Raw genomic sequence first — 24,664 nt, forward strand, 5'->3', positions numbered from 1 at the left:
GGAGAACCCCCTGGCAGCAGCATCGCCGAAGACAAGACTTGTGCGTCGACAAGGGAGGCACGCATGCCCACCTATCTCACGCCGGGGGTGTACGTCGAGGAGATCGAGGCGGGCGCACGGCCGATCGAGGGCGTGGGCACCGCCGTGGCCGCCTTCGTCGGCTTCGCGGCGGACGGTCCCTTCAACACCCCGACGCTGGTGTCCAACTGGGGCCAGTTCACCCAGACCTTCGGCGACTTCATCGAAGGCTGCTACCTGGCCCAGTCGGTCTACGGCTACTTCCTCAACGGGGGCACCAACTGCTACATCGTCCGCATCGGCGGCTCGCGCGCCGCGGACAACGGCTCCGCCCCGAAGCAGATCAGCGCCCACCAGGCCGTCCTCGGCGGCTACCGCTTCGTCGCGAAGGAGCTGCCCGAGGGCAAGCCGGCCGGCGAGATCACCGTCGAGGTGGCCGACCCGACCGGCGACAACCCGGCCGAAGACCGGTTCACCGTGCTGGTCAAGCAGGACGGCAAGGTCGTCGAAACCCACAACGTGACGACCAAGCGCACCAAGGAGAACGTCGTCACCGCGGTGCGGGAGAAGTCGAACCTCATCACCATCGAAGAAGTCGCCACGGGCGGCGCGGTCACCAAGCCCGACAAGGGCACCGCGGTGCTCTCGGCACCGCCGAAGCCGGCCGGCGCACCGCCGGTCCCGGGCCGGGTCGCGGCGAACGACTACGTCGGTGACGTCGCCGACCGGACCGGCTTCGGCGGTCTGGAGGCGATCGACGAGATCACCATGGTCGCGGCGCCGGACCTGATGGCCGCCTACCAGCGCGACCTGATCGACCTCGACACCGTCAAGGCCGTGCAGCTGGCGATGATCGCGCACTGCGAGCTGATGGGCGACCGGATGGCGATCATCGACCCGCCGCCGGCGCTCAACCCCCAGGAAGTCCGCAGCTGGCGGATGGACGCGGCCGGCTACGACTCGAAGTACGCGGCGCTCTACTACCCCTGGGTGCAGGTCCTCGACCCCGCGTCGGGCACCAACACCTACATCCCGCCGAGCGGCCACATGGCCGGCGTGTGGGCCCGCACCGACGCCACCCGCGGTGTCCACAAGGCCCCGGCCAACGAGGTCGTCCGCGGCGCGCTGGCGCTGGAGACGCACCTGACCAAGGCGGAGCAGGAGCTGCTCAACCCGATCGGCGTCAACTGCGTGCGGTCGTTCTCCGGCAAGGGCATCCGGGTCTGGGGCGCGCGGACGCTCTCGAGCGACCCGGCGTGGCGCTACCTGAACGTCCGGCGGCTGTTCAACTACCTCGAGGAGTCGATCCTCAACGGCACCCAGTGGGTCGTGTTCGAGCCGAACGACGACGCGCTGTGGGCGCGGATCCGGCGCACGATCAGCGCGTTCCTGGTGATGGAGTGGCGCAAGGGCGCGTTGTTCGGGCTCACGCCGGACGAGGCCTTCTTCGTCAAGTGCGACCGCGAGACCAACCCGGCCGAGGGCATCGACCTCGGCCAGGTGATCTGCGAAGTCGGCATCGCCCCGGTGAAACCGGCGGAGTTCGTGATCTTCCGGCTGGCCCAGATGTCCGGCGGCACCAGCCTGGTCAACGAGTGAGTGAAGGGACTCCACAGACATGGCACTTCCCGATCTTGACAAGGCGGTAGGCCACTCCTTCGGGCTCGAGATCGACGGCGTCCAGATCAAGCAGATCTCCGAGGTCTCCGGCCTCAAGATGGAGCAGGACGTCATCGAGCTCAAGCAGAACACCGTCGACGGCAAGTACGTCATCAAGAAGCTGCCCGGCCGCCCCAAGGCGGGCGAGGTCACGCTGACCCGCGGCCTCACCGAGGACAACAGCTTCGAGAAGTGGGTCAAGGACGCCCACTTCGGCAAGATGGCGACCGCGCGCAAGGGCGGCGCCATCATCGTCTACGACTACGAGGGCACCGCGCTCAAGCGCTACAAGCTCACCAACGCCTGGCCGAAGAGCCTGGAGATCGGCTCGCTGAAGGCCGGCGACACGAGCGTGCTCACCGAGAAGCTCGTCATCACCTACGAGCAGATGGAAGTCGAGTGAGCCGATGCGCAGGGTGATGGCGTCGGCCCCGGTCGAGGAAGCCCCCGCCGCCACGGCGGGGGAGCCCCGGTCGGAACGGCCGAAGCTGCGGACGGAGTTCGCGTTCGAGCTCCCGCGCGGGTACGTCGACGACGAGGGCAAGGTGCACCACTCCGGGGTGATGCGCCTGGCCACCGCCCGCGACGAGCTGATCCCGCTGCGGGACGACCGGGTGCGCGAGAACTCGGCGTTCCTCACGGTGGTGCTGCTGGCCCGGGTGGTCACCCGGATCGGCGACATCACCGACGTGCACGCGGGGATCATCGAGAACCTGTTCGCCTCCGACCTGGCGTTCCTGCAGGACATGTACCGCCGGGTCAACAGCGAGGGCCACACCAGGGCGGGCGTCGCCTGCCCCGAGTGCGGCCACAGCTTCGTCGTCGACGTCGCCGGTGGCCGCCTGGGGGAATCGTGACGTACGCGGCCGACCGGCTGCACGAGGAAGTCGCGTACGTCGCCTACCACCTGCACTGGTCCCTCGACGACATCCTCGACCTCGAACACCCCGACCGGTTGACCTACGTCGCCGAGATCGCCCGGATCAACACCCGGATGAGCCAGGGACGGTGACGCACGATGTGGTTCCGCAGGAAGGAGCCGAGCCCGTCGCCCGCGCCTGCTCCTGAGCCGGCCGCGCTGCCGGTGACGCGCGCGGAGTGGCGGAGCGTGGCGCCGATCCAGCGCGTGCTGGCCGAGCACCCGCTGGTCAACCCGGTGCAGCGGTTCAGCTCGACGCTGACGTCCTGGCGGAGCCCGGGCTACCTCGAGCCGCTCGGGCACAGCGTGGGCCCGGCGGAGCCCGCCGGCGTCATCGGCGACCTCGTGCGGCCGGCCATGCCGGTGGTGACTCCCGGGCCGGGTCGCACGCCGGTGCAGCGGGTCGCTTCCCCGGCCGGGGAAACCGAACGCGCGGAGCTGCCGCTGGTGCTGCCGGTCGTCGCGGCGGGTCCGGCCGTGCCGCCGTTGACGTCGGCCGGGAGCGCGGTGACCCCGCCGGTGCGGACGCTGCAGGCGATCGCCGAACCGTCCCCTGTGGACACTCCGGCGGCCGCGGACACCCCGGTGGTCCCGCTGGCCGCACCCGAACCCCCGGAGCCCGAACCGGCGCCGGTCGAGCCCGGGCGGCTGGAGCTGCCGCTCGTCCAGCGGACCGAGCAGGCGGTACCGCGGCGGCTGGGGCTCGGCGCGCCGATGCTGCCGGAGCCCGCTCCGTCGCTTCCGGTTTCGCGCCTGGAGGCTTCGCCCGGCATGCCGGCCGGTGCGGCCGCGACGGCGCCGACCGGCTCGCCGCCGATGAACTCCTTCCGCCCGCTGGACACCACGGAGCCGCCCGGGACACCGGGCGGCTCGACGAACGTTTCCGCGCCGCTTCCGGAGCCGGATTCATCCTCTCGAGGCTCGGAACTCCCCGTGGCGTCGACGGCCCGGGAGCCGGGCCTGCCGGTGTCACGGGCGGCCGAGAGTTCGCCGATGCTGCCGGAGTCCTCGCTGCCGGTCTCGCGGGTGGCCGAGAGCTCGGGGCACCCGAGTGCGGCACCAGGGCGGGAGCCGTCGTTGCCGGTCTCCCGGGCGATCGAGAGCCCGGCGCTTCCGGTGGTGTCGGCAGCGGCGGAGCCGCCGGTGGCGTCGCGGGCTGTTGAGAGCCCGGTGGCGCCGACGGTGGCGGAGTCTCCGCTGGTGGTCTCGCGGGCTGTTGAGAGCCCGGTGGCGCCGACGGTGGCGGAGTCTTCGTTGGTGGTCTCACGGGCGGCTGAGACTTCGGCGGTGCCGACGGTGGCGGAGTCTTCGTTGGTGGTCTCACGGGCGGCTGAGACTCCCGTGGCGCCGACGGTGGCGGAGCCTTCGCTGGTGGTCTCGCGGGCGGCTGAGACTCCGGGGGCGTCGACTGCGGCCGAATCTCCGTTAGCGGTCTCGCGAGCGGCCGAAACCCCGGTGGCGGCGGATTCTCGGTCGGTGGTTTCGCGAGCGGGCGAGACGCCAGTGCTGCCGGTAGTGACCGAGTCTCCGGTGGCGGTCTCGCGGGCGGCGGCCGAGACTCCGGAGGCGGCGCAATCTCCGTTGGTGGGCTCAGGGGCGGCCGAGTCGCCGTTGGTCGTCTCGCGGGTGGCTGAGACTCCGGTGGCGCCGGAGGCAGCGGACTCGCCGGTGGCGCCGACCGCGGGGGAGTCGCCGTTGGTGGTCTCTCGGGCGGTCGAGACTCCGGAGGCGCCGGTTGCGGCCGAGTCCCTGGCGGTCGTCTCGCGAGCAGGGGAGACTTCGGCGCTGCCGGTAGCGGCGCAGTCGCCGTTGGCCGGCTCGCGAGCCGCTGAGCACCCGGTGGCGCCGACTGCGGCGGAGTCTCCGATGGTGGTCTCGCGAGCGGTCGAGAGCCCGGTGGCGCCGACCGTGGCGCAACCCCCGCTGCCGGTCCCGGCCGAGTCTTCCCCGACGCCGCAACCGGTCGAGTCCCCGGTCGGCCGCTCACCGCTTCCGGTGGCCAGGGTCGCGGACGAGCCGTTGCCTCCGGCGACGCGAGCGATCGAGACCTCGGCGCTGCCCGTAGCGCAGCGGTCCACGCTGACGGCGGCCGGCTCCTCGGTGCTTCCGGGGCCGATGTCCTCGTCGGCCGCACCTTCCGTTGCGCAGGAGACCATGCCGACGGCGGCCGGGACCACAGTGCTCCAGGTGGCGCAGAGTTCCCCTCTGTCGGCCGGAACCTCGGTGGCCCAGGAGCCGCCGGTGGGTGGGGCCCCGGGGCCGTCGCTTCCGGTGCTGCGGGTGGCCGAAACCCCGGCCGAGCCGGTGGCCCCGGTAGCCGGGCGAGCACCGCTTCCGGTGCTGCGCGCGACGGAGATTCCGGCACTCCCCGCCACGAAAGCGGCACCGGCCGGTGAGGGGGCGCTGCTTCCGGTCGCTCGAGCGGTCGAGGACCCGGCAGCACCTGCGCGGAATGCTCCGCTCCCGGTCGCCGGCACCCTCGAAGGCTCGCCGTCGCTTGCCGCGGTGCCGCTGCTTCCGGTGGCCGACCGGATCCCCGCCGTTCCCGTGGCTTCCTCCGAAGGCGTGTCGCCGCTGCCGGTCGCGCGGGCGGCCGAAGACTCGGCACCGCCGGTGGGCGGAGCCACGCGAGCCGTCGAGACGGCGACACTTCCCGTGTCTCGCGCACTCGAAGGCCCCGCCACGCTCCCGGTCGCGCGAGCGATCGAAGCACCGGCTCTTCCGGCCCTGGGGTCCGTCGACGGTCTGGCGCCGGTGGCGGGCGCCGCCCGGCCGCCGCTTCTGGTCGCACGGGCGATCGAGGCTCCGGGGCTCCCGGTGGCCCGCCCGGCCGGCAGCTCCGAACCCGCGGCGCCGCCTCTCCCGGTCGCGCGGGCGATCGACGGCCCGGCCGGCCGGACCGCCGAAACCCCGGCGCTGCCCGGCGGAACACTCGCGGCTCTCCCGGTCGCGCGGATCGCCGACCACAGCACCAACCACAGCACCGACCACAGCGCCGAGCGGGCCCAACCGGCCACACCGGCCGCACCGCCCACGCCCACCTTCACCACGGTCGTCCAGCGTGATCCGGAACCCGTGTCCGCTCCCGCGCCGGCCGCGGCCCCACCACCACAGCCGGAAACCGACGAGCTCGTCAAGAAGCTGTTCGACCCGCTGCTGCGGCGGCTCAAGACCGAACTCCGTCTCGACCGTGAGCGCCGGGGCGCGCTCACCGACCGCCCGCACTGAAGGAGGAGCCGATGCCGGACACCGAAGAGGCCGTTGCCGTGTGCTACGTCGTCAAGCTGGACGACAAGAACCTCGGCAACCTCGGCGCGTTCTCCAGCTGCGACGGCCTCGGCTGCGAATTCGTCATGGAACAGCGGGAAGAGGGCGGCAACAACGGCATGGTCTGGCAGCTGCCGACCCGCATCAAGTACTCGAACATCAAGCTCTCGCGCCCGGTCACCGAGGCCAGCTCGCAGATCACCAAGTGGTTCGCCAGCCTGGCCAGCGGGATCGAGCGCAAGACCGCCACCATCGAGGCGCGCACCCTCGAAGGCAAGGTGATCGCCAGCTGGGCGCTCGAAGGCGTCGTCCCGGTGCGGTGGAGCGGGCCGCAGCTCTCGCCCGACTCGCCGAAGGTCGCCACCGAGACCCTCGAACTGGCCCACCACGGCTTCCTCAGCCCGGCGAAGAAGGGCTGACCCGTGTCCGCCTCGCCCGTCACCTTCACCTCGGCCGGCTCTCAGTCCACGGCGGCCTACAGTTCCGGCGCGCCCAGCAACCTGCAGCGCGCGGTGCTCAAAGTCCACAAGCCGCCGCAGTCGGGCGGTACCGGGCAGCCGCCCGGGGACCTGATGTTCGACATCGAGTTCCAGTTCAACCCCAAGGAACTCTCGCTGAGCAAGAACGCCAAATGGGGCCGGGACGCCCAGCCCAACGCCAAGAAGAGCGCGCCGCCGCAGTTCAAGGGGTCCGATCCGGCCAAGCTCGCGCTGGAGATGTTCCTCGACGCCACCGACAAGATGAACGACGCCGTCGTCAAGAAGGTCGAGCAGCTGTTCACCTGCTGCGTGGCCACCGAGGACAGCCGCCAGCACAAGAAGCCCTCACCGCCGTGGGTGATCTTCAAGTGGGGCGGGATGACCGGCTTCCCGGCCTACGTCGCCAGCGTCACCGCGAAGTACACGCTGTTCACGCCGTCGGGGACGCCGGTGCGCGCGGTCTGCACGGTCAACCTCGAGGAGATCTCCGGCGAACTGGGCGGCCAGAACCCGACGTCCGGCGCGCTCGCCGCCCGGGACACGCACGTGCTCGTGGCCGGGGACTCCCTGCCCTCGGTGGCGTTCCGCGCCTACGGCGACGCCGCGCGGTGGCGCGACATCGCCGACGCCAACGGCATCGACGACCCGATGCGGCTGCGGCCCGGCACCCGGCTCCTGGTGCCCGCGCTGGAGGAGCTCCATGGCTAACGAGACCTTCACGAACACCCTCATGGTCGAGGTCGAAGGCACCGCGCTGCCCGACGACGTCCGGGTGATGCTCGGCTACGCCTACGTGGACGACAGCCGGAACCTGCCGGACACCTTCGTGCTGCGCTTCCGCGACCCCGGGGCCGTCGTGCTGGAGAAGGGCAAGTTCAAGGTCGGGGCGAAGATCAAGCTGAAGGTCCAGACCTCTGACCCCGAGGCCCCGCAGGACCTGCTCTCGGGCGAGGTCACCGCGGTCGCCATCGACCTGGACGCCCACGGCACGTTCACCGAGGTCCGCGGGTACGACCACGCGCACCGGCTGTTCCGCGGCCGCCGGGTCGCGGCGTACCCGAACATGACGATCGCGGACGTCGTGCGCAAGGTCGCCCAGCGCGCGAACATCCAGGTCGGCAAGATCGACAACGTCAAGGGCTTCGGCGGCCGGCCGAACACCCAGCTGAGCCAGGACAACGTCAGCGACTGGGAGTTCCTGTCCCGGCTGGCCGACGTGGCCGGCGCGCAGATCGCCGTCCGGGACGGGAAGCTCAACTTCGAACTCCCGGAGAAGCCGTCCGGCGCGCCCTCGACCAGCACCAAGGCCACCGCCGACCCGCTCGTCCTCGAGGCGCACGGGACGCTGGTCAGCCTGCGCGCCAGCGTCACCGCAGCCGAGCAGGTCCCCGAAGTGCGGGTCAACGGCTGGGACTACGAGAACAAGCAGCCGATCACCGCCACCGCGACCCCGAAGAACGCGGGCACGGAGGTGCCGTCGGTGGACCCGGTGGCGCTGGCCGGCAAATTCGCCAGCCCGCCCTTCCTCGACGCCGCCGCGCCCCGGCGCACCCAGGCCGAGGCGGACGCGACCGCGAAGGCACTGGCCGAGAAGTTCGGCAGCGCCTGCACCGAACTCGACGGCGTCGCCAAGGGCAACCCGAAGCTGCGCGCCGGCACCGCCGTCACGCTCACCGGCGTCGGCCAGCCCTTCTCGGGCAAGTACACGCTGACCAGCACCCGCCACCTGTTCAACGACGAGGTCGGCTACACCACCGAGTTCGCCGTGTCCGGCCGCCAGGAACGCTCGCTCTACGGCCTGGTCGCCGGCGGGGCGAAGAGCTCGACGTGGCCGGGCGTCGTGCCCGCGCAGGTGACCGACCTGAAGGACCCGGCGAAGCTCGGCCGGGTCAAGCTCACGTTCCCGTGGCTGGACAAGGAGTTCACCAGCACCTGGGCGCGCACGGTCCAGCCGGGCGCGGGCAAGGAACGCGGCGCGGTGGTGCTGCCCGAGGTCGGCGACGAGGTCCTGGTGGGCTTCGAACACGGCGACTTCGAAGCGCCCTACGTCCTCGGCGGCCTCTACAACAGCAAGGACACCTCGCCGTCGAAGTTCACCAAACCCGTCGTCGACGGCAACAGCGGCGAGGTCGCGGTGCGCGGGTTCGTCTCGCGCAAGGGCCACAAGCTCGAGTTCGCCGAGGACGACGGGATCATCCTGTCGTCGGGCGACGCGAAGTTCGTGGTCAAGATCGACCAGAAGAACCAGGTCATCGAGGTGACCAGCGGCAAGAGCGTCACGGTCAAGGCGCAGAACGGCGTGAGCATCGACGCCGGCAGCGGGCCGCTGGAGCTCAAGGGCCAGAAGGTGTCCGTGAAGTCCCAGACCGACGCCAGCATCGAGGCGAGCAGCCAGCTGAAGCTGAACGGGACGGCGGGCGTGAAGGTCGAGGGCGCGAGCGTCTCGGTCGCGGGCCAGGGCCAGACGGAGCTGACCGCCAGCGGTGTCGTCACCGTGCGCGGCAGCGTGGTCAAGATCAACTGACGGGGGAGTGCGCATGCCACCAGCCGCGAGGGTCGGCGACCCGACCGGGCACCCGGGCGTCATCGCCGGGCCCGGCGTGCCGACCGTGCTGATCGGCGGGATGCCCGCCGCGAACGTCGGGACGCTGCACACGTGCTCGTTCCCGCCGCCCGCGGTGCACCCGCCGACGCCGATCGCGCCGCCGGGCTGCCCGACGGTGCTCATCGGCGGCATGCCCGCGGCCCGGATGGGCGACATGGCCGCCTGCGGCGCGCCGATCGTCATGGGCTGCCCGACCGTCCTGATCGGAGGCTGACATGGATTTCCTCGGCCGCGGGCTGGCGTTCCCGCTGCACACCGACGCGACCGGCTCGATCGCGCTCGTCGGCGGCGAGCGCGAGGTCGTCGAGAGCATCCGGCTGATCCTGGCGACCTCGCCCGGCGAACGCCCGATGCGCCCCGAGTTCGGCTGCGCGGTGCACGACCTCGTGTTCGCGCCCGCCGACGCGGCGACCGCCGGGCAGATCGCCTACGAGGTCCGGATCTCGCTGGAGCGCTGGGAGCCGCGGATCACCCTCGACGACGTCGTCGTCAGCTTCGACGAGGCCGACCGCGGCACGCTCCTGATCGACATCCGCTACCGCCTGCGCGGCACCAACGACCCGCGCAACCTCGTGTTCCCCTTCTACGTCATCCCGCCGCACGACTCGGGCGAGGACGGTGCGTGATGACCCTGCCGATGCCCAACCTCGACGACCGCCGGTTCCAGGACCTCGTCGACGAAGCCAAGTACCTGGTCCAGCGCAACTGCCCGGAGTGGACCGACCACAACGTCTCCGACCCCGGGGTCACGCTGATCGAGACGTTCGCGCAGATGGTCGACCAGCTGCTCTACCGGCTCAACCGGGTGCCCGACCTGCACTACCTGCGCTTCCTCGACCTGATCGGCGTCCGGCTGTTCCCGCCCGCCGCGGCGCGGACCGACGTGACGTTCTGGCTCTCGGCCGCCCGCGACGTCCCGGTGGTCGTCGCGGCCGGCAAGCAGGTCGCGAGCGTGCGCAACGAGGTCGAGGACCCGGTGGTCTTCACCGTGGAACGCACCCTGAACATCGTGCCGTGCTCGCTCGCGCACCTGGCGACCAGCACGGCCGACACCGGCCTGCCCCCGGTCGACCGCACCGACGAACTGCTCGTCGGCGGCGGCCCGGCGGCCTTCTCCGAAACGCCGGCCCCCGGCGACGCCGTCCTCTTCGGACTGTCGGACGCCGTGCCCGGCTGCGCGGTCCTGCTGCGGATGAACTGCGAGGTCGAAGGCCAGGGCGTGGACCCCCGCGACCCGCCGTGGCTGTGGGAGGCCTGGGACGGCACCGGCTGGGCGGCGTGCGAGGTCGACCGGGACAGCACCGGCGCGTTCAACCGGGCCGGCGACATCGTGGTGCACGTCCCGCACGGGCACACGATGTCGGTGCTCGCGCGGCAGCGGGCCGGCTGGCTGCGCTGCCGCCTGGTCGAGGCCAGGCAGAACCAGCCGTTCTACCAGCGTTCGCCGCGGCTGCACACGGTCGAAGCCTCGACCATCGGCGGCACGGTCGCCGCCGTGCACGCCGAAATCGTCCGCAACGAGATCGTCGGGACCTCCGACGGCACGCCCGGCCAGCGGTTCCCGCTCGGCCGGCCCCCGGTCGTCGTCGGGGAGGGCGAACTGGTCGTCGAGGTCTCGGGCCCGGACGGCTGGCAGCAGTGGACGGAGGTCCGCTCCTTCGCCGACTCCGGCCCGGAAGACCGGCACGTCATGCTCGACCGCGTCGGCGGGCAGGTCGAGTTCGGGCCTGCGGTGCGCCAGCCCGAGGGCGGTCTCCGGTTCTACGGGGCCTTCCCGCCCAAGTCCGCCGCGATCCGGGTGCCCGAGTACCGGTCCGGGGGCGGGCGGCGGGGCAACGTCGCCCGCGAGGTGCTCGAAGTGCAGCGGGACCCGATCCCGTTCGTCAGCAGCGTGGTGAACCGCCGTCCCGCGATCGGCGGGGTGGACGGCGAGTCGGTGCAGGACGCGGCGGTCCGCGGCCCGCTGCTGCTGCGCACCCGCGACCGCGCGGTCACCGCCGAGGACTACGAGCAGCTCGCCCGCGAAGCGGCGCCGGAAGCGGCCCGGGTGCGGTGCATCCCGGCGCACGGCCCGGACGGCCGCGAGACCGGCGCGATCCGCGTCCTCGTCGTGCCGGCGGTGCCCGACACCGGCGAACTCGCCTTCGCGACCCTGATGCTCGAAGCCGGCATGCGCGGCCGGATCGAGCGCTACCTCGGCGAACGACGCTGCGTGGGCGCGCTCGTGTCGGTGGAACCGCCCTTCTACCAAGGGGTCACGGTGGTCGCCCGGCTGCGCGCCCGGCGCCGGACGACGGCGGGCACCCTGGGCGCCCGGGCGAGCCAGGCGCTGTACGACTACTTCAACCCGATCAGCGGCGGCCCGGACGGCGACGGCTGGCCCTTCGGCCGCCCGGTGCAGTCGGGCGAGGTGTTCGCGGTGCTGCAACGGCTTCCCGGCGTCGAGCTGGTGGAGGACGTGCGCCTGTTCGCCGCCAACCCGATCACCCGGGAACGCGGCGAGCAGGTCGACCGGCTCGACCTGCCGCCCAACGCGCTCGCGTTCTCGTTCGGGCACCAGGTCCGGGTCCGGGAGGCGGGCGCATGAGGGCGGGGATCCCGGGGCTGCCGAGCCCGCACCCGATCGGCGAGCAGCTGCCCGCGGTGTACGCGGAGGACCGGTTCGTGCAGGGCTTCACCGGCGCGCTCGACGAGGTCCTCGCCCCGGTGATCTCCACTTTGGACAACCTGCCGGGCTACCTCGACCCGGGTGTGGCGCCCGCCGACTTCCTCGGCTGGCTGGCCCACTGGGTCGCGTTGCGCGTGGACGAGAGCTGGGGCCCGGAGCAGCTGCGGCAGCTGGTGACGCGCTCGGTCGAGCTGCACCGGTGGCGCGGTACGCGGCGCGGCCTCACTGAACACGTGCGGCTGCTGACCGGTGGCGTGGTCGAGGTGACCGACAGCGGCGGGGTCGTGGCCGACCCGCAGCCGGGCGCGCCGCTGCCCGACCCGGGACCGCCGTGGGTGCAGGTGCGCGTGCGGGTGCCGGACCCGGCCCAGGTCGACGTGCGCCGGCTGACGGCGGCGGTCGTGGAAGCGGTGCCCGCCCACGTGCGGGTCGCGGTGGAAGTGGTGGAGGGCTAGCGGATGGTCATCTACGCGGAGTGCGGGCACCAGGGGCCCGCCGACGTGGAGTTCTGCGGCGAATGCGGCCGCTACCTCAAGTGGGACGACGACGGCCCGGTCGCGGTGCGGTCGCAGCCGGTGGTGCAGCAACAGCAGCACCAGGTCGTGCAGCCCGCCGAGCCGATCGCCCCGATCCGGCAGCCGGTGCAGCAGACCGTCGCGGAGGACGTCCTCAACCCCGGCGACCTGATCTGCGGCCGCTGCGGCAAGGGCAACGCGCCGACCCGCAACTTCTGCAGCCGCTGCGGCGCGTCGCTGGCCGAGTCCGAGGTCGTCAAGACGTCGTGGTGGCGGCGGCTGTTCGGCCGCAAGCCGAAGGAGCACAAGGCGGGGGCGCGGCCGGGCAAGGACGGCGTCCGCCGCCGGACCGGCCGGGCCGGGGCCGCGCGCCGGACCGTGGGCAAGGTGATCCGCCGGGCCGTCGCGGTCACGCTGATCTTCTCGGCCCTGATCTACGCGCTCTACCAGCCCTTCCGCAGCGCGATCAACACCGCGGCGGTCGGGCTGTGGAGCCAGGTGACCGGCGTCTTCGAGGCCAAGCTCAACCCGATCCACCCGATCAAGGTGACCGCGACCGCGCAGACCGACGGGCATGCGGCACCGCTGGTCTCCGACAACGCCAAGAACACGTTCTGGGCGGCGCCCGGTGACAAGGAACAGACGCTGGTGTTCACCTTCGACCACCCGGCGGACCTGCGGAAGGCGATCGTGTACTCCGGTGACGCGGCGAACTTCGCGTCCGCGCACCGGCCGCAGAAGCTGCACCTGGTGTTCTCCACCGGCAAGACCTACGACGTGGTGCTGGCGGACACGCCGGACAACCAGGAAGTCACGATCGAGAACAGCGAAGGCGCCACGAGCGTCGAGCTGCACGTGACCGGGCTGTACCGCTCGCTCAAGGGCACGGACGTCGCGATCTCCGAGATCGAACTGTTCGAAGCCGGCTGATCCACAAAGCTTTTGGGGAGGAACCGACCATGCGCGCGAACCGAGCGGTGGCGGGCATCGCGGTCGTCGCGTTGCTCGGCGGCTGGGCGATCACCGGTGCGCTCTCGCCGACCGAGGCGCAGGCGCCGGTACCGGTGGCCTCGCCGTACCGCGTCGGGTACGTCAGCCAGGACACCACCGGCCTGTACCAGGCGAACGCGGAAGGCGTGCGGCCCGCGCTGCCGGCCGCGGTGGGCGGCGTCGACTCCGACGCGTCCGCGGGCACCGGCGGCATCGTGTGGGTGAGCCACCGCGCCGCGGCGGCCGGCGGCGCCGAGCGCGACGGCGAGCTGTTCCACCTCGGCGACGAGGCCAAGGCGCCGGTGCAGCTGACGAACGACGACGCCGTCGACCTCCACCCGGCGTTGTCGCCGGACGGGCAGACGGTCGCGTTCGCCTCCGAACGCACCGGCAGCCGGAAGCTCTTCGTGATCGGCGTGAACGGCCAGGGCCTCCGCCAGGTGACGTCGGGTCCGGCCACCGACGACTCGCCGAGCTGGTCGCCCGACGGCACCCGCCTGGCGTTCAGCAGCACCCGCGACGACCCGGCCGGCGACATCTACACCGTCCCGGTCGCCGGCGGCGCGCCGGCGCGGCTGACCGCCGACCCGGCCGCCGACACGCAGCCCGCGTGGGGCCAGGGGCGGATCGCGTTCACCACGACCCGGTTCCACCCGGCCGGCGACGTGGCGCTGGTCGCCGAAACCGGGGGCGCGGTCACCCGCGCGATCCCCGACCCCGGGGACTCCTCCGAGCCGGCGTGGTCGCGCGACGGCTCCCGGCTGGCCTTCACGACCCGGGCGCAGGACCCGCTCGGTGACGTCAAGCAGATCGAGGGCACCACGGTGTCGGTCATCTCGGCGCGGAGGGACGTCGGCGAGACCGAGCCGACGTTCCGCGCCGACGGCCGTCCGGTGTTCACCGAACTGGACGCCGGCGAGACCACCGACATCTGGAGCTCCGACGCGACCGGCGGCGACCGCCGGGACATCACGAACCGGCCGGGCGCCGACGAGTTCGACCCCGCGTTCTCCGCCGACGGCTCCCAGCTGGCCTACACCCAGGCCGGTCCCCGCGGGTCGTCGTCGGCGACCGAGGTCGTCGTGGCGAACGCCGACGGCAGCGCACCCCGCCCGCTCACCGGCCGGGTGGACCGGACCAAGCACGAGCAGCACCCGGCCTGGTCGCCGGACGCCACGATGATCGCGTTCACGAACACGGTGATCGAGGGCGAGAGCAGCCGGGACTTCGTGCGGATCGCCCGCGTCGCGGACGGCCGGATCCTCGGAGACATCCCCATCCCGCCGAACCTGCGCGGTGACGACTCCCAGCCCGTGTGGTCGGCCGACGGCACGAAGATCACCCTGACCCGGGCGGCCTCACGGGTCGCGCCGCCTCCGCCGGGCCGGGTGCAGCCCACGGTGGTCGACATCCCGGTCGGGCAGGGCTCCTCGGCGGCGATCGACAAGACCGTGCCGACGGACAAGGTGCCGGCCAAGCCGGACATCGTGCTGCTGATGGACCAGACCGGCTCGATGGGCACCGCCCTGAAGAACATGCAGGACAACCTGACCCAGGTCATGACCAACCTCACCACGGCGCAGCCGGAAGCCCAGTACGCCGCCGTGGCGTTCGGCGACCGCGACGACGTCGCCGACGAGCACAACCCGAACGGCCGCCTGTTCCAGGTGCAGCAGGACCTCACGAAAAACCAGACCGATGTCGTCGACGCCTTCGGGAGGATCACCCCCGGCGGCGGGATCGACACGCCGGAGGACTGGATCTACGCCCTCGACCGGGTCGCCATCGGAGCGGTGACCTTCCGGCCGGACAGCAGCCGGATCGTCGTGCTGGTCGGCGACGCCCCGAGTCACGACCCGAGCGGCGTTCCGCAGCACCCCGACCAGGGCGTGACGATCGCCCAGGCGATCGAGCACCTCAAGGCGCAGGGCATCCGGGTGGTCGCGGTGTCGGCCGCGGGCGGCGGTGGTGGCCTCGACTCCACCGGCCAGGCGACCCAGGTGGTGACCGGGACCGACGGCGTCATCGCGAGCACCGATCCGGGCAACATCAGCACGGTGATCACCGAGAAGATCGGTGACCTCAAGGTGAAGGTGCAGCCGGTGCCGTTCTGCGACCCGGGGCTGACGCTGACGTTCACCCCCGCGGGGACGCAGCAGGTGCCGGGCGGCACGAACGCGAACTTCACCGAATTCGCGGCGGTCGCGGCGGACGCGCCCCTCGGGGCGTTCCTCCACTGCCGGGTGGAGTTCCGGATCGACGGGGAGAACTTCGTCCGGGCCGGCTACACCGAGGACGTCACCATCCGGGTCAAGGACCCGCGGCTGCCGCTGATCACCGTGCACGACAAGACGGTCACCGGGACCGCGCCCACGGTCGTCGAATACCCCGCGACCGCGATCGACGCCGACCGCGAAACGCCGCTCACGGTGTTCTGCACGCCGTCGTCCGGCAGCCTCTTCCCGGTCGGGGCCACCACCGTGACCTGCACGGCGACCGGGCGGGGCGGCACGGCCACCGAGACCGCGGTGATCTCCGTCGACCCCGGCGGGGAATTCCGGCAGGAGCTGTGGCAGGTTTCGCTCGCCGTGACGCCGGACCGCGTCACCGCCGGCACGCAGCGGGATCTCTCGCCGTCGTTCGGGGATCCGTGCGGCACCGGGCGGCAGGGCTCGGCGGACGTCTCGCCGGACGGCACGGCGCTGGTGTTCCAGAACGACCACCGTCAGCTCTGCGTGGCGCCATCGGACGGCGGGCGCGCGCGGATCCTGGTGCAGGACACCGGATCCGTGGACGACCCGGCCTGGTCGCCGGACGGCACGCTGGTCGCCTTCGACAGCGCGCCCGTCGAATCCCGGCCGGCCATCCGGACCGTGCCGGCCGCCGGGGGACCCTCGACGCCGCTGATCTCCGGTCCGGGCGGGGCGTCGCAGCCGGCGTTCCAGCGGATCGCCGACGTCGGCGTCACCGCCACGGCCGTCCCGGCCACCATCCCGTTCGGCGGCCTCACGACGTTCGAGTTCGTGGTGACCAACCACGGCGCGACGGCGTCGCCCGGGGCCGGGCTGTTCGTCCGGCTGACCGCCGGCCTGCAACAGCCGCAGGCACCGATCACCAGCGTGGGCACCTGCACGCCCGACCTCGTCTGCACCTTCGGCACGCTCGCGCCGGGTTCGCAGGCACGGGTGCGGTTCAGCGTCACCGGCGCCGAACCCGGGGCACAGGCCGCGACCGGCACGGTCACCACGGCCGGCCTGGACGCCGACGCGCGGGACAACTCCGCCACGGCCGTGGTCACCGTCGGCGAGAAGCCGGTGCCGCCGGTCACCCCGGGGTCGCTGTCGGTGGGGCTGGCGGTGTCGGCGGTCCCGCTGTTCGTCGGCGGCGACGACGTCGTGCTGACCTTCCTGGTGCACAACGGTTCCGGGGCGCCGATGCCGGACGTCCGCCTGGTCACCCAGCTGCCGCCGCAGCTGCCCGCGACCGCCGTGCCGCTCGCGTGCACGCCGGGCGGCGGGAGCTGCGCGCTCGGGACGCTGGCACCCGGCCAGACCGTCGAAGTCCGGATCGCCCTGGCGGCCAAGGCCGCGGCGGACGCACCGGTGGCGGGCACGGTCAGCACGAGCGGGCCCGACAACAACCCGGCCGACAACACCGCCAGTGCCCGGGTGGTGATCCGCCAGCCGGTGGTGACCGTGGACCCGGGCATCGCCCCGCTGGGCTCCGTCGCACGCGTGACGGGCACGGACTTCCCGCCGGGTGCGACCGTCCGGCTGGGCTGGTCGGCCGGGATCTCCGAGACACCGGGCCTGACCACGGTGGGGGTCGACGGGAAGTTCGAGGCGCAGTTCCTGGTCTTCCACCACGACCTGATCGGGCCGCGGACGGTGTCGGTGGCCTCGGCGAGCGGGCCGAAGTTCGGGACCGTGCCGTCGAACCCGATCCTCGTGGTCCTGCGCACGGAGCAACCCCCGTTCATCAGCCGCGGCTGAGCCGCACCCGAACCCGCTGCCCGTAGGGGCAACCACCGGCGCACGGCCGCACACCCGTCCGCTGGTGCCGGACCCGCAACACAAAAGGGAGACTTCCGCGCATGGGAGCAACGGCGACGCTGTCCGAGGCCGGCCTGGTCGCGGAACCCGGCCAGGAGACGAGCTGCACGGTGACCATCCGGAACGCCGGGCAGGTCGTCGACCAGTTCACGGTCGACGTGGTCGGCGACGCGAGTGGCTGGGCCACCGCGGAACCGGCGACGGTCAACCTGATGCCGGGGGAGACCGGGACGGTCACCGTGCGGTTCGCGCCGCCGCGGTCCTCCGACGTGCCGTCGGGGACGATCCCCTTCGGGGTCCGGGTGTTCTCGAGCGAGGACCCGGCCGGCTCGGTCGTCGAGGAGGGCACTGTCGAGCTCGGCGCCTTCACCGAGGTGACCGCCGAAATCGTGCCGGCCAAGGTGGAAGGCAGCTCCAAGGCCGACTTCGAGGTCGCCGTCGACAACCGCGGCAACCGGCCGGTGGCGGTCGAGCTGAGCCCGCTGGACCCCGAGGACGAGCTGGACTTCCGGCTCGAGCGCGACCGCGCCGAACTGGCCCCGGGCACCGCCGCGTTCATCCGGATGCGCGCCAAGCCGCGGAAACGCTTCCTGCGTGGGCAGCCGATCCGGCACCGCTTCCAGGTGTTCGTCGTCGCCGACGGGGGCGAGCCGCTCAAGACCGAAGGCACCATGGTGCAGCGGCAGTTGCTGCCGAAGTGGCTGCTGCCCGCGCTCATCGCGCTGCTCGTCGCCCTGCTCGCCCTGGCGACGCTGTGGTTCACCGTGCTGCGGCCGGCGGTCAAGTCGGCCGCCCGCGAGGCCGCCCAGGAGCAGAACCACGAGATCGTGAAGGCGGCGCAGGACGCCGGCGCCGGTGCCGATCAGGCGAAGAAGAACGCCGACCAGGCCAAGCAGAACTCGGAACAGGCGATGAAGGCCGTCGGCCTGACACCGCCGGGCGACCCCTCCGCCACCCCCGGCACCGGCCCCGGTCCCGGGACGCCGCCCACCCGCGTGTCGAACGCCGCCGCCGACGGGACACCGACGGACTTCCGGGTGGCCGCGGACGCGAAGATCGACGCCAACGTCAACAAGTTCACCGAGTTCCCCTACACCCTGCCGGACGAGTCCAAGACGCTGGTGATCACCGACCTGATCCTGCAGAACCCGCGCGGTGACACCGGAACCCTGCGTCTGCTGCGGGATTCCGGCGGCACCAAGACGGTTCTGCTGGAGGTCGGCCTCTCGAACTTCCGCGATCTCGACCACCACTGGCTGCAGGCCTGGCGGTTCCAGCCGGGGGAGAAGATCGTGCTCGCGGTCAGCTGCCAGAACCCGGGGGACCGGGGCCGCTGCACCCCGTCGGTCTCCTTCTCCGGCCGGGTCGAGTGAGCGGGTGCTAGATCAGCCCTTCGCGCATGGCGAACGCCACGGCGTGGGCGCGGTTGCGGAGCTGGAAGCGGTTGGTGATGTCGTGCAGGATCGACTTCACCGTCCGCTCCGAGTAGCTCAGCTGGTCGGCGATCTCCTTGGTCTCGAAGCCGTCGGCCACGAGCCGCAGCACCCGGGTTTCCCGCTGGGACATCCCGGCGAGGTCCCAGCCGTTCGGGCGCAGCACGTCCCGCTGCAGCCGGGACACCCGCGACAGCAGGCGGCCCAGCAGGTCGGGCGGCAGCGCCCCTTCGCCGACGGCCGCGGCCTTCACCAGCCGCACCAGGGTGTCCGGGGTGGCGTCGGCGCGGCGGATGATCGCCGAGACGCCGTTGCCGACGACGTCCAGCAGTTCCGAGTCCTCCACCTCCCCGGCGACCAGGACGACGCCCGCGTGACCGGCGCACTGCAGGCTGCGCAGCAGCTGCCGGGCCTCGGCGTTCAGCCGCTCCACGATCACCAGCACCACGGCGGGCTCGTCGGAGTTCTCGTCGGCGAAGCGGATTTCGGGACGTGACCGCAGCGCGGCCGTGACGCCCGCGTGGGTGATGGTGTCGGTGGCGTGCAGCAGCACCGGAACCTGGTCGGTGATCATGGGTGAGGCCCTCCCTCGAACGACGTCGGATCGCTCCACCCCCAAGGATCGTGGCGCGGACGCTCGCCGAACAGGGACATGGCGTCCCGATTGGTCCCGCTTTCCTTACTCCGATCGGGTTTCCTTACTCCGTTCGGGCAATGCCGGCCTCCTTGGCCTTCGCGATGGCCTGGGTCCGATCGGTGACGCGGAGCTTGCGGAAGATGTGGGACACGTGGTTGCGCACGGTTTTCTGGCTCAGCACCAGCTCCTCGGCGATCGAGGCGTTGCCCTTGCCCTGTGCGACCAGCCGCAGGATCTCCTGCTCCCGCAGGGTGAGCCGCGGGAACGACTCGTCACGCGGAGTCGCCGTCCCCAGCAGCGACAGCACCCGGGTGGCGATGGCCGGGCTGAAGATCGCCTCGCCGTCGCCGATCACCCGGACCGCGCGGATGATCTGCTCGTTGCGCGCGCCCTTGAGCAGGTAGCCGCGGGCCCCCGCGCGCATGGCGGCGAACACCGCGGCTTCGTTCTCGAACATCGTCAGCATGAGCACGCCGGTGTGCGGGCTCGCGCTGACGATCCGCCGCGTCGCTTCGACGCCGTCGAGGTCCGGGAGGTTGAGGTCCATCAGGATGACGTCGGGCTCGAGCCGGCCCGCGTCGGCGACCGCGGTCAGGCCGTCGGCGGCCTCGCCGGCGACCTCCATCCCGTCGGTGGCGTCGAGCATCGCGCAGAGCGCCGCGCGGAAGACGGGGTGGTCGTCGACCACGAGGACGCGCAGAGAACCGAACACCGCCTCACTTCCCCGCGGCGAGCGGCAGCCAGGCGGCGATCCGCGTGCCCCCGGAGGAAACCGGCTCCACCCGGCAGCCGCCGCCGAGGTCGCCGGCGCGTTCCCGCATCGACCGCAGCCCCGTGCCGCCGACCGCCGGCAAGGCGCCGCCGTCGGTGCCCACGCCGTCGTCGACGATCTCCACGTGCAGATCGCCGTCCCGCGGCCAGAGGTGCACGGTGCACTCCCGGGCCCCGGAGTGGCGGGCGACGTTGACCAGCGCCTCGCGGATGATCCGGTAGGCGGTGACCTCCACCTCCGCCGACAGCGGCGGCAGTTCGCCGCGCACCTCGACCCCGACCCGCAGCGGCCCGTGCTCGGCGGGCACCCGGCCGGTGAGCGTGGCGGCGTACCGGCGCACGGCCAGGACCAGCCCGGCCTCGTCGAGGGCCGGCGGCCGCGCGTCGGCGACGATCCGCCGCAGGTCGGTGATCGCGCCGTAGAGCTCTTCCTCGAGCCGGGCCAGCAGGTGCTCGGTGCCCGCCCGGTCCCGCGCGATCAGGTCCCGGGCGGCGCGCAGGCCGAGCACGGCGGCGGTGAGCGTCGGCCCGAGCCCGTCGTGCAGATCGTGGAGCACCCGTTTCAGCCGGTCTTCGTACCCCGCGGGACGACCGCAGTCGGCGACGACGAATGTCCGGCGCATCTTCTCCCCGTCCGCCAGAAATGGTCTGGACCCCCCAGGGCGAACCGGGGGTACCAGCTCTCGTGCGGGTAGCCCAGCCGGCTGCTCCGTTTCGCGTAGCGGGATGGTCACCCGCTGTACTAATCGCCGGATGTTGCCCCGGCGTTTCAGCCGGAGCCGCCGCCGCAGGTCACGGAATGGTCCCGATGCGGAAACGCTCGTAACGCTGCAGGTCGGGGCAATGATCCGTTCGGCTCAGCGGGTCCGGGCTGCTAAAAACGATTCATGAACTGCCCGGTGAACCGGTGGAAATTCGACAAAGCCGGGGCGCTGCACTTTCGGGAAGTCGCACGGGCGGATGGAGCAGAACGACGGCGGCAAGTGGCCGAACGGTGGTTGCGCCGATTCTTTTCGTTCCTCCGATCGATATGGGAATGGCGTCAGTGGGCGGGGAAACGGCCATTCGAGCGGTGAGGGACGACACCGACCACCGGCCGCTCGCCGGCCTCGGGCATGAGCCGCCGCTCGCCGGCGCTCACGGAACCACGACCGGCGTCCCGGGCAGCGCCAGCCGGACGGGGATCTCCGGGGCGATCCGCGCCACCGCTTCGGTGTAGTGGCGTGGGTCGCGGTCGCCCTTGGTGATCATCCGGTCGCCCAGCCGGCCGCTGTGGAAGGCGTAGTGGTGCGGGACGGCCAGCGCCGGCTTCAGCGCCGCGGTCAGGCCGGCGGCCTCTTCGGCGTCCATCACCACCTGCTCCAGGTGCAACGGCCGGATGCAGAGGCCGTTCGTCGGCAGGATGGCCAGGTCCACGGGGCCGAACCGGTCCGGGATCGTGTCGAGCTCCGGGACCCGCAGGGAGTCGCCGCCGAAGAACACCGTGCGGCCGCCGGCCTGGATGACGAACGTGACTTCGTGGACGCCGTGTTTGCCCGGCGTCGCCGTCACCGTGAGGTCGCCGACCGTCGCGGCGTCCCACGCCTCGACGACGCGGACGTCCCGGAAGCCCTTGTCCCGCGCGATGGCCGCCACCGTGCCGGGCCCGATCAGCGGGGTGCCGAGGTCGAAGCCGCCGGCGACGAGGCCGTCGAGGTCGCAGTGGTCGTAGTGCTCGTGGCTGACCACGAGCGCGTCGACCCGGCCCAGCGCGGCGACGGTCGAGGCGACCGGCTCGCCCTGGTAGTAGGTCGCGGCCTGGGTGAACCACGGGTCGGTCAGGACCCGGAGCCCGCCGATCTCGATCAGCTGGCAGGCGTGCCCGATCCGGGTCACGCTCAACGGGGTGCGCATGCATTTCCTCCCAGGGTTCAGTGGCCGAGGTCGAGCAGGGCGCCGAGCAGTTCCTCGGGCGTCTCGACCTGCGGCAGGTGGCCGGTGTGGGGGAGCAGGGTGAACGTCGACAGCGGGATCGCGGCCGCGTAGGCCTTGCCGTACTCAGGTCCGGCGATGCCGTCGCTCTCGCCCCAGACGACGTGGACGGGGATGTCGATCCCGCCGAGCCGCCCGGCGAGCTCCGGGTCGGCCATCGCCGGACCGGTGTAGCCGATCAGGGCGCGCACGTCCGGGCTCGGCCCGGTGCCCCCGCCCGCCGGCGGCGCCGGAGCCCGGCTCGGGTCGTGAAAGGACAGTTGCCGGATCTCGGTGAGGGACATGCCGCTGATGTCGGTCAGCGGGTGTCCTTCGACCTCGATGCCGATGCCGTCCACGATCACCGCGCCGCTGACGCGCGGGCTCTTCTGCAGCGCGATCTCGGCGGCCAGCCACCCGCCGAAGGAGTTGCCGATCACCGTGACGTCGGTGAGTTCGAGCTCCTCCAGCAGTCCGACGTACAGCCGGGCCAGCTCGGTCACGCCGGTGAGGCTCTCGGCCTTCGGGGTGCCGGCGAAGCCGGGGTGGGTGGGCAGCAGCACCCGGGAGTGGGTGCGTTCGGCGAGCAGGTCGGCGAACCCGGTCATCGTCGCGACGCCACCACCGCCGTGCAGCAGCAGGAAGGGCCGGGTGCGGTCGCGGTCCTGGAACGTCACTTCGGCCGGGCCGAAGGTGCGGGTTTCGGTGCGGGTGGGCCGGAGCGAGCCGGCCGGGGGGAGAGTCGCCATGAGTCCTTCTCGGTCTCGGGGTGTGTACCTAAGGAACCTTATATAAGGTTGTTTAGATAAGCAACCTGACCTCGATGGGATAGGGTGAGACCATGAAGTACCGCCCCGGCGACGTCTCCTTGGCCGTCAAGCGCCTGCAGCACCGCCACCACCGGGCACTGAGCCGGGCACTGGCGCCGCTGGGGCTTTCGCTGGTGCAGTGGGACACCCTGCGCCACCTGCACCGCCGTCCCGACGCCTCGCTGCACGAGCTGGCCGTGCTGACATTCCAAACCGACCAGTCCTTCGGCTCGCTGGCCACCCGCATGGCGGAACGCGGGCTCATCGAACGCGTTCCCGGACCCGGCCGGGCGGTGCGGCACAAGCTGACGGAGGAAGGCGCGCGGCTGCGCGCCGAGGGCCAGGACCTCGTCGACGGCGTCGTCGAGTCGTCCTTCCACGATCTGTCGGAGACCCAGCTCGACCAGCTGGGCGAGCTGCTGGACATCGCACTGGGGCCGGACCCGACCGCGTAGGGTGTATAACGACCTATTCAGCGGGGCGTTTTCCCGCTACCAGGTGACGGGCAGGCTGGTGACGCCCCGCAGCAATCCGCCACGACGCCAGCCGATGCCGTCCGCGGGGATGGCCAGGCGCAGGCCCGGCAGGCGACGGACCAGCGTCGACAGCAGAACGCGCAGCTCCAGCCTCGCCAGCGGCGCACCGACGCAGTGGTGCACGCCGAAGCCGAACGCGAGGTGGTGGTTGACCTTGCGGCCGAAGTCCAGCTCCCCGGCCGAGGCGAACACGGTTTCGTCCCGGTTGGCGGAGTCCAGCTGGACCAGGACCGCGTCGCCGGCGCGGATGGATCGGCCGCCGATCTCGAGGTCTTCCTTGGCGATCCGCGCGAAGTCCGCGACCGTCGCCAGCGGGATGAACCGCAGCAGCTCCTCCACCGCGGACGGGATCAGCTCGGGACGGGCGACGAGCGCCGTCCACCGTTCGCGGTCGGACAGCAGTTCCACCAGGAAGCTGCCGGTCAGGTTCGCCGTGGTCTCGTGGCCGCCCGCCAGCAGGGCGACGCCGAGCATGAGCAGTTCGTTGTCGCTCAGGCGGTCATCCTCGTCGCGCGCGGCGACCAGGGCGGTCAGCAGATCGTCGGTGGGTTCTTCCCGGCGTTGCGCGATCAGCGTGTTCAGTGCGCTCGCCAGCCGTCCGCGTGCTTCCGTGACGTCGTCGTGAGTCACGGCGCCACCCGAGGTGACGAGCGTCTCGGTGCACTCGCGCACCATCCGGCGCTCGCCCGGCGGCACGCCGAGCAGTTCGCTGATCACCGCCACCGGCAGCTCCCACACCACCGCCGAGGCGAAGTCCGCCGGGGGAGTGACGCGGTCGAGCAGCGCGTCGACGATTTCCTGGATCCGGGGCTGGAGCAGCGCCACCCGGCGGGCGGTGAACGCCATGGCCGCCAGCGCCCGGATCCGGTCGTGCTGGGGCGGGTCCATGGCCAGCAGGTTGCCGGCCGGTTCCAGGCCGGGACGTCCGCGCGGCACGTCCGCCCCGGCCGCCGCGGCCCGCGAAAACCGCGGGTCCGACAGCACGAACCGCGCCTGCTCGTAGCGCGTCACCAGCCAGGCGTCACCGCCGTAGGGCATCGTGACGCGCACCGGCGCTCCGGACTCCCGCAGCTCGGCGAACCGGGGGTGGACCTGCAGTCCGACGGCATCCCCGAAGGGGTAGGGCACAGGCTGGACGTCCATCGCCTCATCGTGCGCCGCACGCGAGCAGGGGAGTACCGCCTGCCGGGCCACCTCGTGGTCGAGGACGGTTCCGCCCAGGCGACGTGATCCGCGTGCCACAGGGAGCCTGAAGGCCGTCGGTGCCATCCAATATGTATAACGATCTATACGACGTGGAATAGGGCGAAACAACTTACAGCTGAAATGACAAACAAAACCGCACAGACCGGCGGC

22 protein-coding genes are annotated in these 24,664 nt (G+C 72.1%); 16 read left to right on the forward strand and 6 right to left on the reverse strand.

Translation table 11 applies throughout. The features are described from left to right. The first annotated feature begins 63 nt into the window (after positions 1-63). The 15 genes from ACWED2_RS13135 (at position 64) to ACWED2_RS13205 (ending at position 18,545) form a co-directional block, all read left to right on the forward strand. A complete protein-coding gene (locus tag ACWED2_RS13135) occupies positions 64-1,617 on the forward strand; it encodes a phage tail sheath family protein (RefSeq protein WP_449690673.1) in 1,554 nt (517 codons plus the stop codon). Positions 1,618-1,636: 19 nt separating this feature from the next. Continuing rightward, on the forward strand, positions 1,637-2,080 hold the full coding sequence (locus tag ACWED2_RS13140) for a phage tail protein (RefSeq protein WP_091311556.1): 444 nt from the start codon (positions 1,637-1,639) through the stop codon (positions 2,078-2,080). A 4-nt stretch (positions 2,081-2,084) separates the two neighbouring features. Beyond that, positions 2,085-2,534 carry a hypothetical protein gene (locus tag ACWED2_RS13145; protein ID WP_449690674.1) on the forward strand — a complete coding sequence of 150 codons (450 nt, stop codon included), beginning with the start codon at positions 2,085-2,087 and terminating at the stop codon, positions 2,532-2,534. Next, positions 2,531-2,689: a DUF6760 family protein gene (locus ACWED2_RS13150; RefSeq protein ID WP_003098516.1), complete on the forward strand. Its 159-nt coding sequence runs from the start codon at positions 2,531-2,533 to the stop codon at positions 2,687-2,689. The genes ACWED2_RS13145 and ACWED2_RS13150 overlap by 4 nt, the downstream gene beginning before the upstream one ends. 6 nt (positions 2,690-2,695) lie before the next feature. After that, on the forward strand, positions 2,696-5,824 hold the full coding sequence (locus ACWED2_RS13155; protein WP_449690675.1) for a hypothetical protein: 3,129 nt from the start codon (positions 2,696-2,698) through the stop codon (positions 5,822-5,824). An 11-nt stretch (positions 5,825-5,835) separates the two neighbouring features. Beyond that, positions 5,836-6,282 carry a phage tail protein gene (locus tag ACWED2_RS13160; RefSeq protein ID WP_003098522.1) on the forward strand — a complete coding sequence of 149 codons (447 nt, stop codon included), beginning with the start codon at positions 5,836-5,838 and terminating at the stop codon, positions 6,280-6,282. 3 nt (positions 6,283-6,285) lie between these two features. Next, a complete protein-coding gene (locus ACWED2_RS13165) occupies positions 6,286-7,050 on the forward strand; it encodes a CIS tube protein (protein ID WP_449690676.1) in 765 nt (254 codons plus the stop codon). After that, positions 7,043-8,866 (forward strand): VgrG-related protein, encoded by a 1,824-nt coding sequence (locus tag ACWED2_RS13170; RefSeq protein WP_449690677.1) that lies wholly within the window; start codon positions 7,043-7,045, stop codon positions 8,864-8,866. Before ACWED2_RS13165 ends, ACWED2_RS13170 begins: the two co-directional genes overlap by 8 nt. A gap of 13 nt (positions 8,867-8,879) precedes the next feature. Beyond that, positions 8,880-9,161, forward strand: a complete 282-nt coding sequence (locus ACWED2_RS13175; protein ID WP_003098529.1) for a PAAR domain-containing protein — start codon at positions 8,880-8,882, stop codon at positions 9,159-9,161. A 1-nt stretch (position 9,162) separates the two neighbouring features. Then, positions 9,163-9,573, forward strand: coding sequence for a GPW/gp25 family protein (locus ACWED2_RS13180; RefSeq protein WP_449690678.1), 411 nt, complete (start codon positions 9,163-9,165; stop codon positions 9,571-9,573). Then, positions 9,573-11,534 (forward strand): putative baseplate assembly protein, encoded by a 1,962-nt coding sequence (locus ACWED2_RS13185; protein ID WP_449690679.1) that lies wholly within the window; start codon positions 9,573-9,575, stop codon positions 11,532-11,534. Before ACWED2_RS13180 ends, ACWED2_RS13185 begins: the two co-directional genes overlap by 1 nt. Further along, on the forward strand, positions 11,531-12,070 hold the full coding sequence (locus tag ACWED2_RS13190; protein WP_449690680.1) for a phage tail protein: 540 nt from the start codon (positions 11,531-11,533) through the stop codon (positions 12,068-12,070). The genes ACWED2_RS13185 and ACWED2_RS13190 overlap by 4 nt, the downstream gene beginning before the upstream one ends. Before the next feature lie 3 nt (positions 12,071-12,073). Further along, on the forward strand, positions 12,074-13,060 hold the full coding sequence (locus ACWED2_RS13195) for a zinc ribbon domain-containing protein (protein WP_449690681.1): 987 nt from the start codon (positions 12,074-12,076) through the stop codon (positions 13,058-13,060). A 29-nt stretch (positions 13,061-13,089) separates the two neighbouring features. Beyond that, complete coding sequence (locus ACWED2_RS13200) at positions 13,090-17,112, forward strand: VWA domain-containing protein (RefSeq protein WP_449690682.1); 4,023 nt, start codon at positions 13,090-13,092, stop codon at positions 17,110-17,112. Between the two features lie 101 nt (positions 17,113-17,213). Continuing rightward, positions 17,214-18,545, forward strand: coding sequence for a COG1470 family protein (locus tag ACWED2_RS13205; RefSeq protein WP_449690683.1), 1,332 nt, complete (start codon positions 17,214-17,216; stop codon positions 18,543-18,545). Positions 18,546-18,552: 7 nt separating this feature from the next. Here the strand turns inward: ACWED2_RS13205 and ACWED2_RS13210 are convergent, their stop codons facing one another. From ACWED2_RS13210 to ACWED2_RS13230, 5 genes are all read right to left on the reverse strand, one after another. After that, complete coding sequence (locus ACWED2_RS13210; RefSeq protein ID WP_449690684.1) at positions 18,553-19,179, reverse strand: response regulator transcription factor; 627 nt, start codon at positions 19,177-19,179, stop codon at positions 18,553-18,555. Positions 19,180-19,303: 124 nt separating this feature from the next. Continuing rightward, the gene (locus ACWED2_RS13215; RefSeq protein WP_449690685.1) at positions 19,304-19,954 is read right to left on the reverse strand and encodes a response regulator; all 651 of its coding nucleotides are present in this window, start codon (positions 19,952-19,954) and stop codon (positions 19,304-19,306) included. Positions 19,955-19,958: 4 nt separating this feature from the next. Beyond that, entirely contained in the window at positions 19,959-20,636 is a 678-nt protein-coding gene (locus tag ACWED2_RS13220) for a sensor histidine kinase (protein ID WP_449690686.1), read from the reverse strand. Positions 20,637-21,150: 514 nt separating this feature from the next. Then, entirely contained in the window at positions 21,151-21,906 is a 756-nt protein-coding gene (locus tag ACWED2_RS13225) for an MBL fold metallo-hydrolase (protein WP_449690687.1), read from the reverse strand. A gap of 17 nt (positions 21,907-21,923) precedes the next feature. Continuing rightward, on the reverse strand, positions 21,924-22,712 hold the full coding sequence (locus ACWED2_RS13230; RefSeq protein ID WP_449690688.1) for an alpha/beta fold hydrolase: 789 nt from the start codon (positions 22,710-22,712) through the stop codon (positions 21,924-21,926). 92 nt (positions 22,713-22,804) lie between these two features. Here ACWED2_RS13230 and ACWED2_RS13235 point away from each other — a divergent pair, with 92 nt between their 5' ends. Then, a complete protein-coding gene (locus ACWED2_RS13235) occupies positions 22,805-23,227 on the forward strand; it encodes a MarR family winged helix-turn-helix transcriptional regulator (protein ID WP_449690689.1) in 423 nt (140 codons plus the stop codon). A 36-nt stretch (positions 23,228-23,263) separates the two neighbouring features. On the opposite strand, the gene ACWED2_RS13240 is transcribed toward ACWED2_RS13235, so the two are convergent. Next, positions 23,264-24,451 carry a cytochrome P450 gene (locus tag ACWED2_RS13240; protein WP_449690690.1) on the reverse strand — a complete coding sequence of 396 codons (1,188 nt, stop codon included), beginning with the start codon at positions 24,449-24,451 and terminating at the stop codon, positions 23,264-23,266. Between the last annotated feature and the right edge of the window lie 213 nt (positions 24,452-24,664).

The organism is Amycolatopsis sp. NPDC005003, assembly GCF_053600695.1.

Excerpts from the sequence above, each read along its gene's own strand:
- ACWED2_RS13135 (WP_449690673.1), top strand. The coding sequence starts at position 64 with ATGCCCACCTATCTCACGCCGGGGGTGTACGTCGAGGAGATCGAGGCG.
- ACWED2_RS13230 (WP_449690688.1), bottom strand. The coding sequence starts at position 22,712 with ATGGCGACTCTCCCCCCGGCCGGCTCGCTCCGGCCCACCCGCACCGAA.
- ACWED2_RS13180 (WP_449690678.1), top strand. The coding sequence starts at position 9,163 with ATGGATTTCCTCGGCCGCGGGCTGGCGTTCCCGCTGCACACCGACGCG.
- ACWED2_RS13140 (WP_091311556.1), top strand. The coding sequence starts at position 1,637 with ATGGCACTTCCCGATCTTGACAAGGCGGTAGGCCACTCCTTCGGGCTC.
- ACWED2_RS13235 (WP_449690689.1), top strand. The coding sequence starts at position 22,805 with ATGAAGTACCGCCCCGGCGACGTCTCCTTGGCCGTCAAGCGCCTGCAG.
- ACWED2_RS13205 (WP_449690683.1), top strand. The coding sequence starts at position 17,214 with ATGGGAGCAACGGCGACGCTGTCCGAGGCCGGCCTGGTCGCGGAACCC.
- ACWED2_RS13170 (WP_449690677.1), top strand. The coding sequence starts at position 7,043 with ATGGCTAACGAGACCTTCACGAACACCCTCATGGTCGAGGTCGAAGGC.
- ACWED2_RS13225 (WP_449690687.1), bottom strand. The coding sequence starts at position 21,906 with ATGCGCACCCCGTTGAGCGTGACCCGGATCGGGCACGCCTGCCAGCTG.
- ACWED2_RS13200 (WP_449690682.1), top strand. The coding sequence starts at position 13,090 with ATGCGCGCGAACCGAGCGGTGGCGGGCATCGCGGTCGTCGCGTTGCTC.
- ACWED2_RS13185 (WP_449690679.1), top strand. The coding sequence starts at position 9,573 with ATGACCCTGCCGATGCCCAACCTCGACGACCGCCGGTTCCAGGACCTC.
- ACWED2_RS13190 (WP_449690680.1), top strand. The coding sequence starts at position 11,531 with ATGAGGGCGGGGATCCCGGGGCTGCCGAGCCCGCACCCGATCGGCGAG.
- ACWED2_RS13160 (WP_003098522.1), top strand. The coding sequence starts at position 5,836 with ATGCCGGACACCGAAGAGGCCGTTGCCGTGTGCTACGTCGTCAAGCTG.
- ACWED2_RS13220 (WP_449690686.1), bottom strand. The coding sequence starts at position 20,636 with ATGCGCCGGACATTCGTCGTCGCCGACTGCGGTCGTCCCGCGGGGTAC.
- ACWED2_RS13155 (WP_449690675.1), top strand. The coding sequence starts at position 2,696 with ATGTGGTTCCGCAGGAAGGAGCCGAGCCCGTCGCCCGCGCCTGCTCCT.
- ACWED2_RS13175 (WP_003098529.1), top strand. The coding sequence starts at position 8,880 with ATGCCACCAGCCGCGAGGGTCGGCGACCCGACCGGGCACCCGGGCGTC.
- ACWED2_RS13145 (WP_449690674.1), top strand. The coding sequence starts at position 2,085 with ATGCGCAGGGTGATGGCGTCGGCCCCGGTCGAGGAAGCCCCCGCCGCC.
- ACWED2_RS13195 (WP_449690681.1), top strand. The coding sequence starts at position 12,074 with ATGGTCATCTACGCGGAGTGCGGGCACCAGGGGCCCGCCGACGTGGAG.
- ACWED2_RS13210 (WP_449690684.1), bottom strand. The coding sequence starts at position 19,179 with ATGATCACCGACCAGGTTCCGGTGCTGCTGCACGCCACCGACACCATC.
- ACWED2_RS13240 (WP_449690690.1), bottom strand. The coding sequence starts at position 24,451 with ATGGACGTCCAGCCTGTGCCCTACCCCTTCGGGGATGCCGTCGGACTG.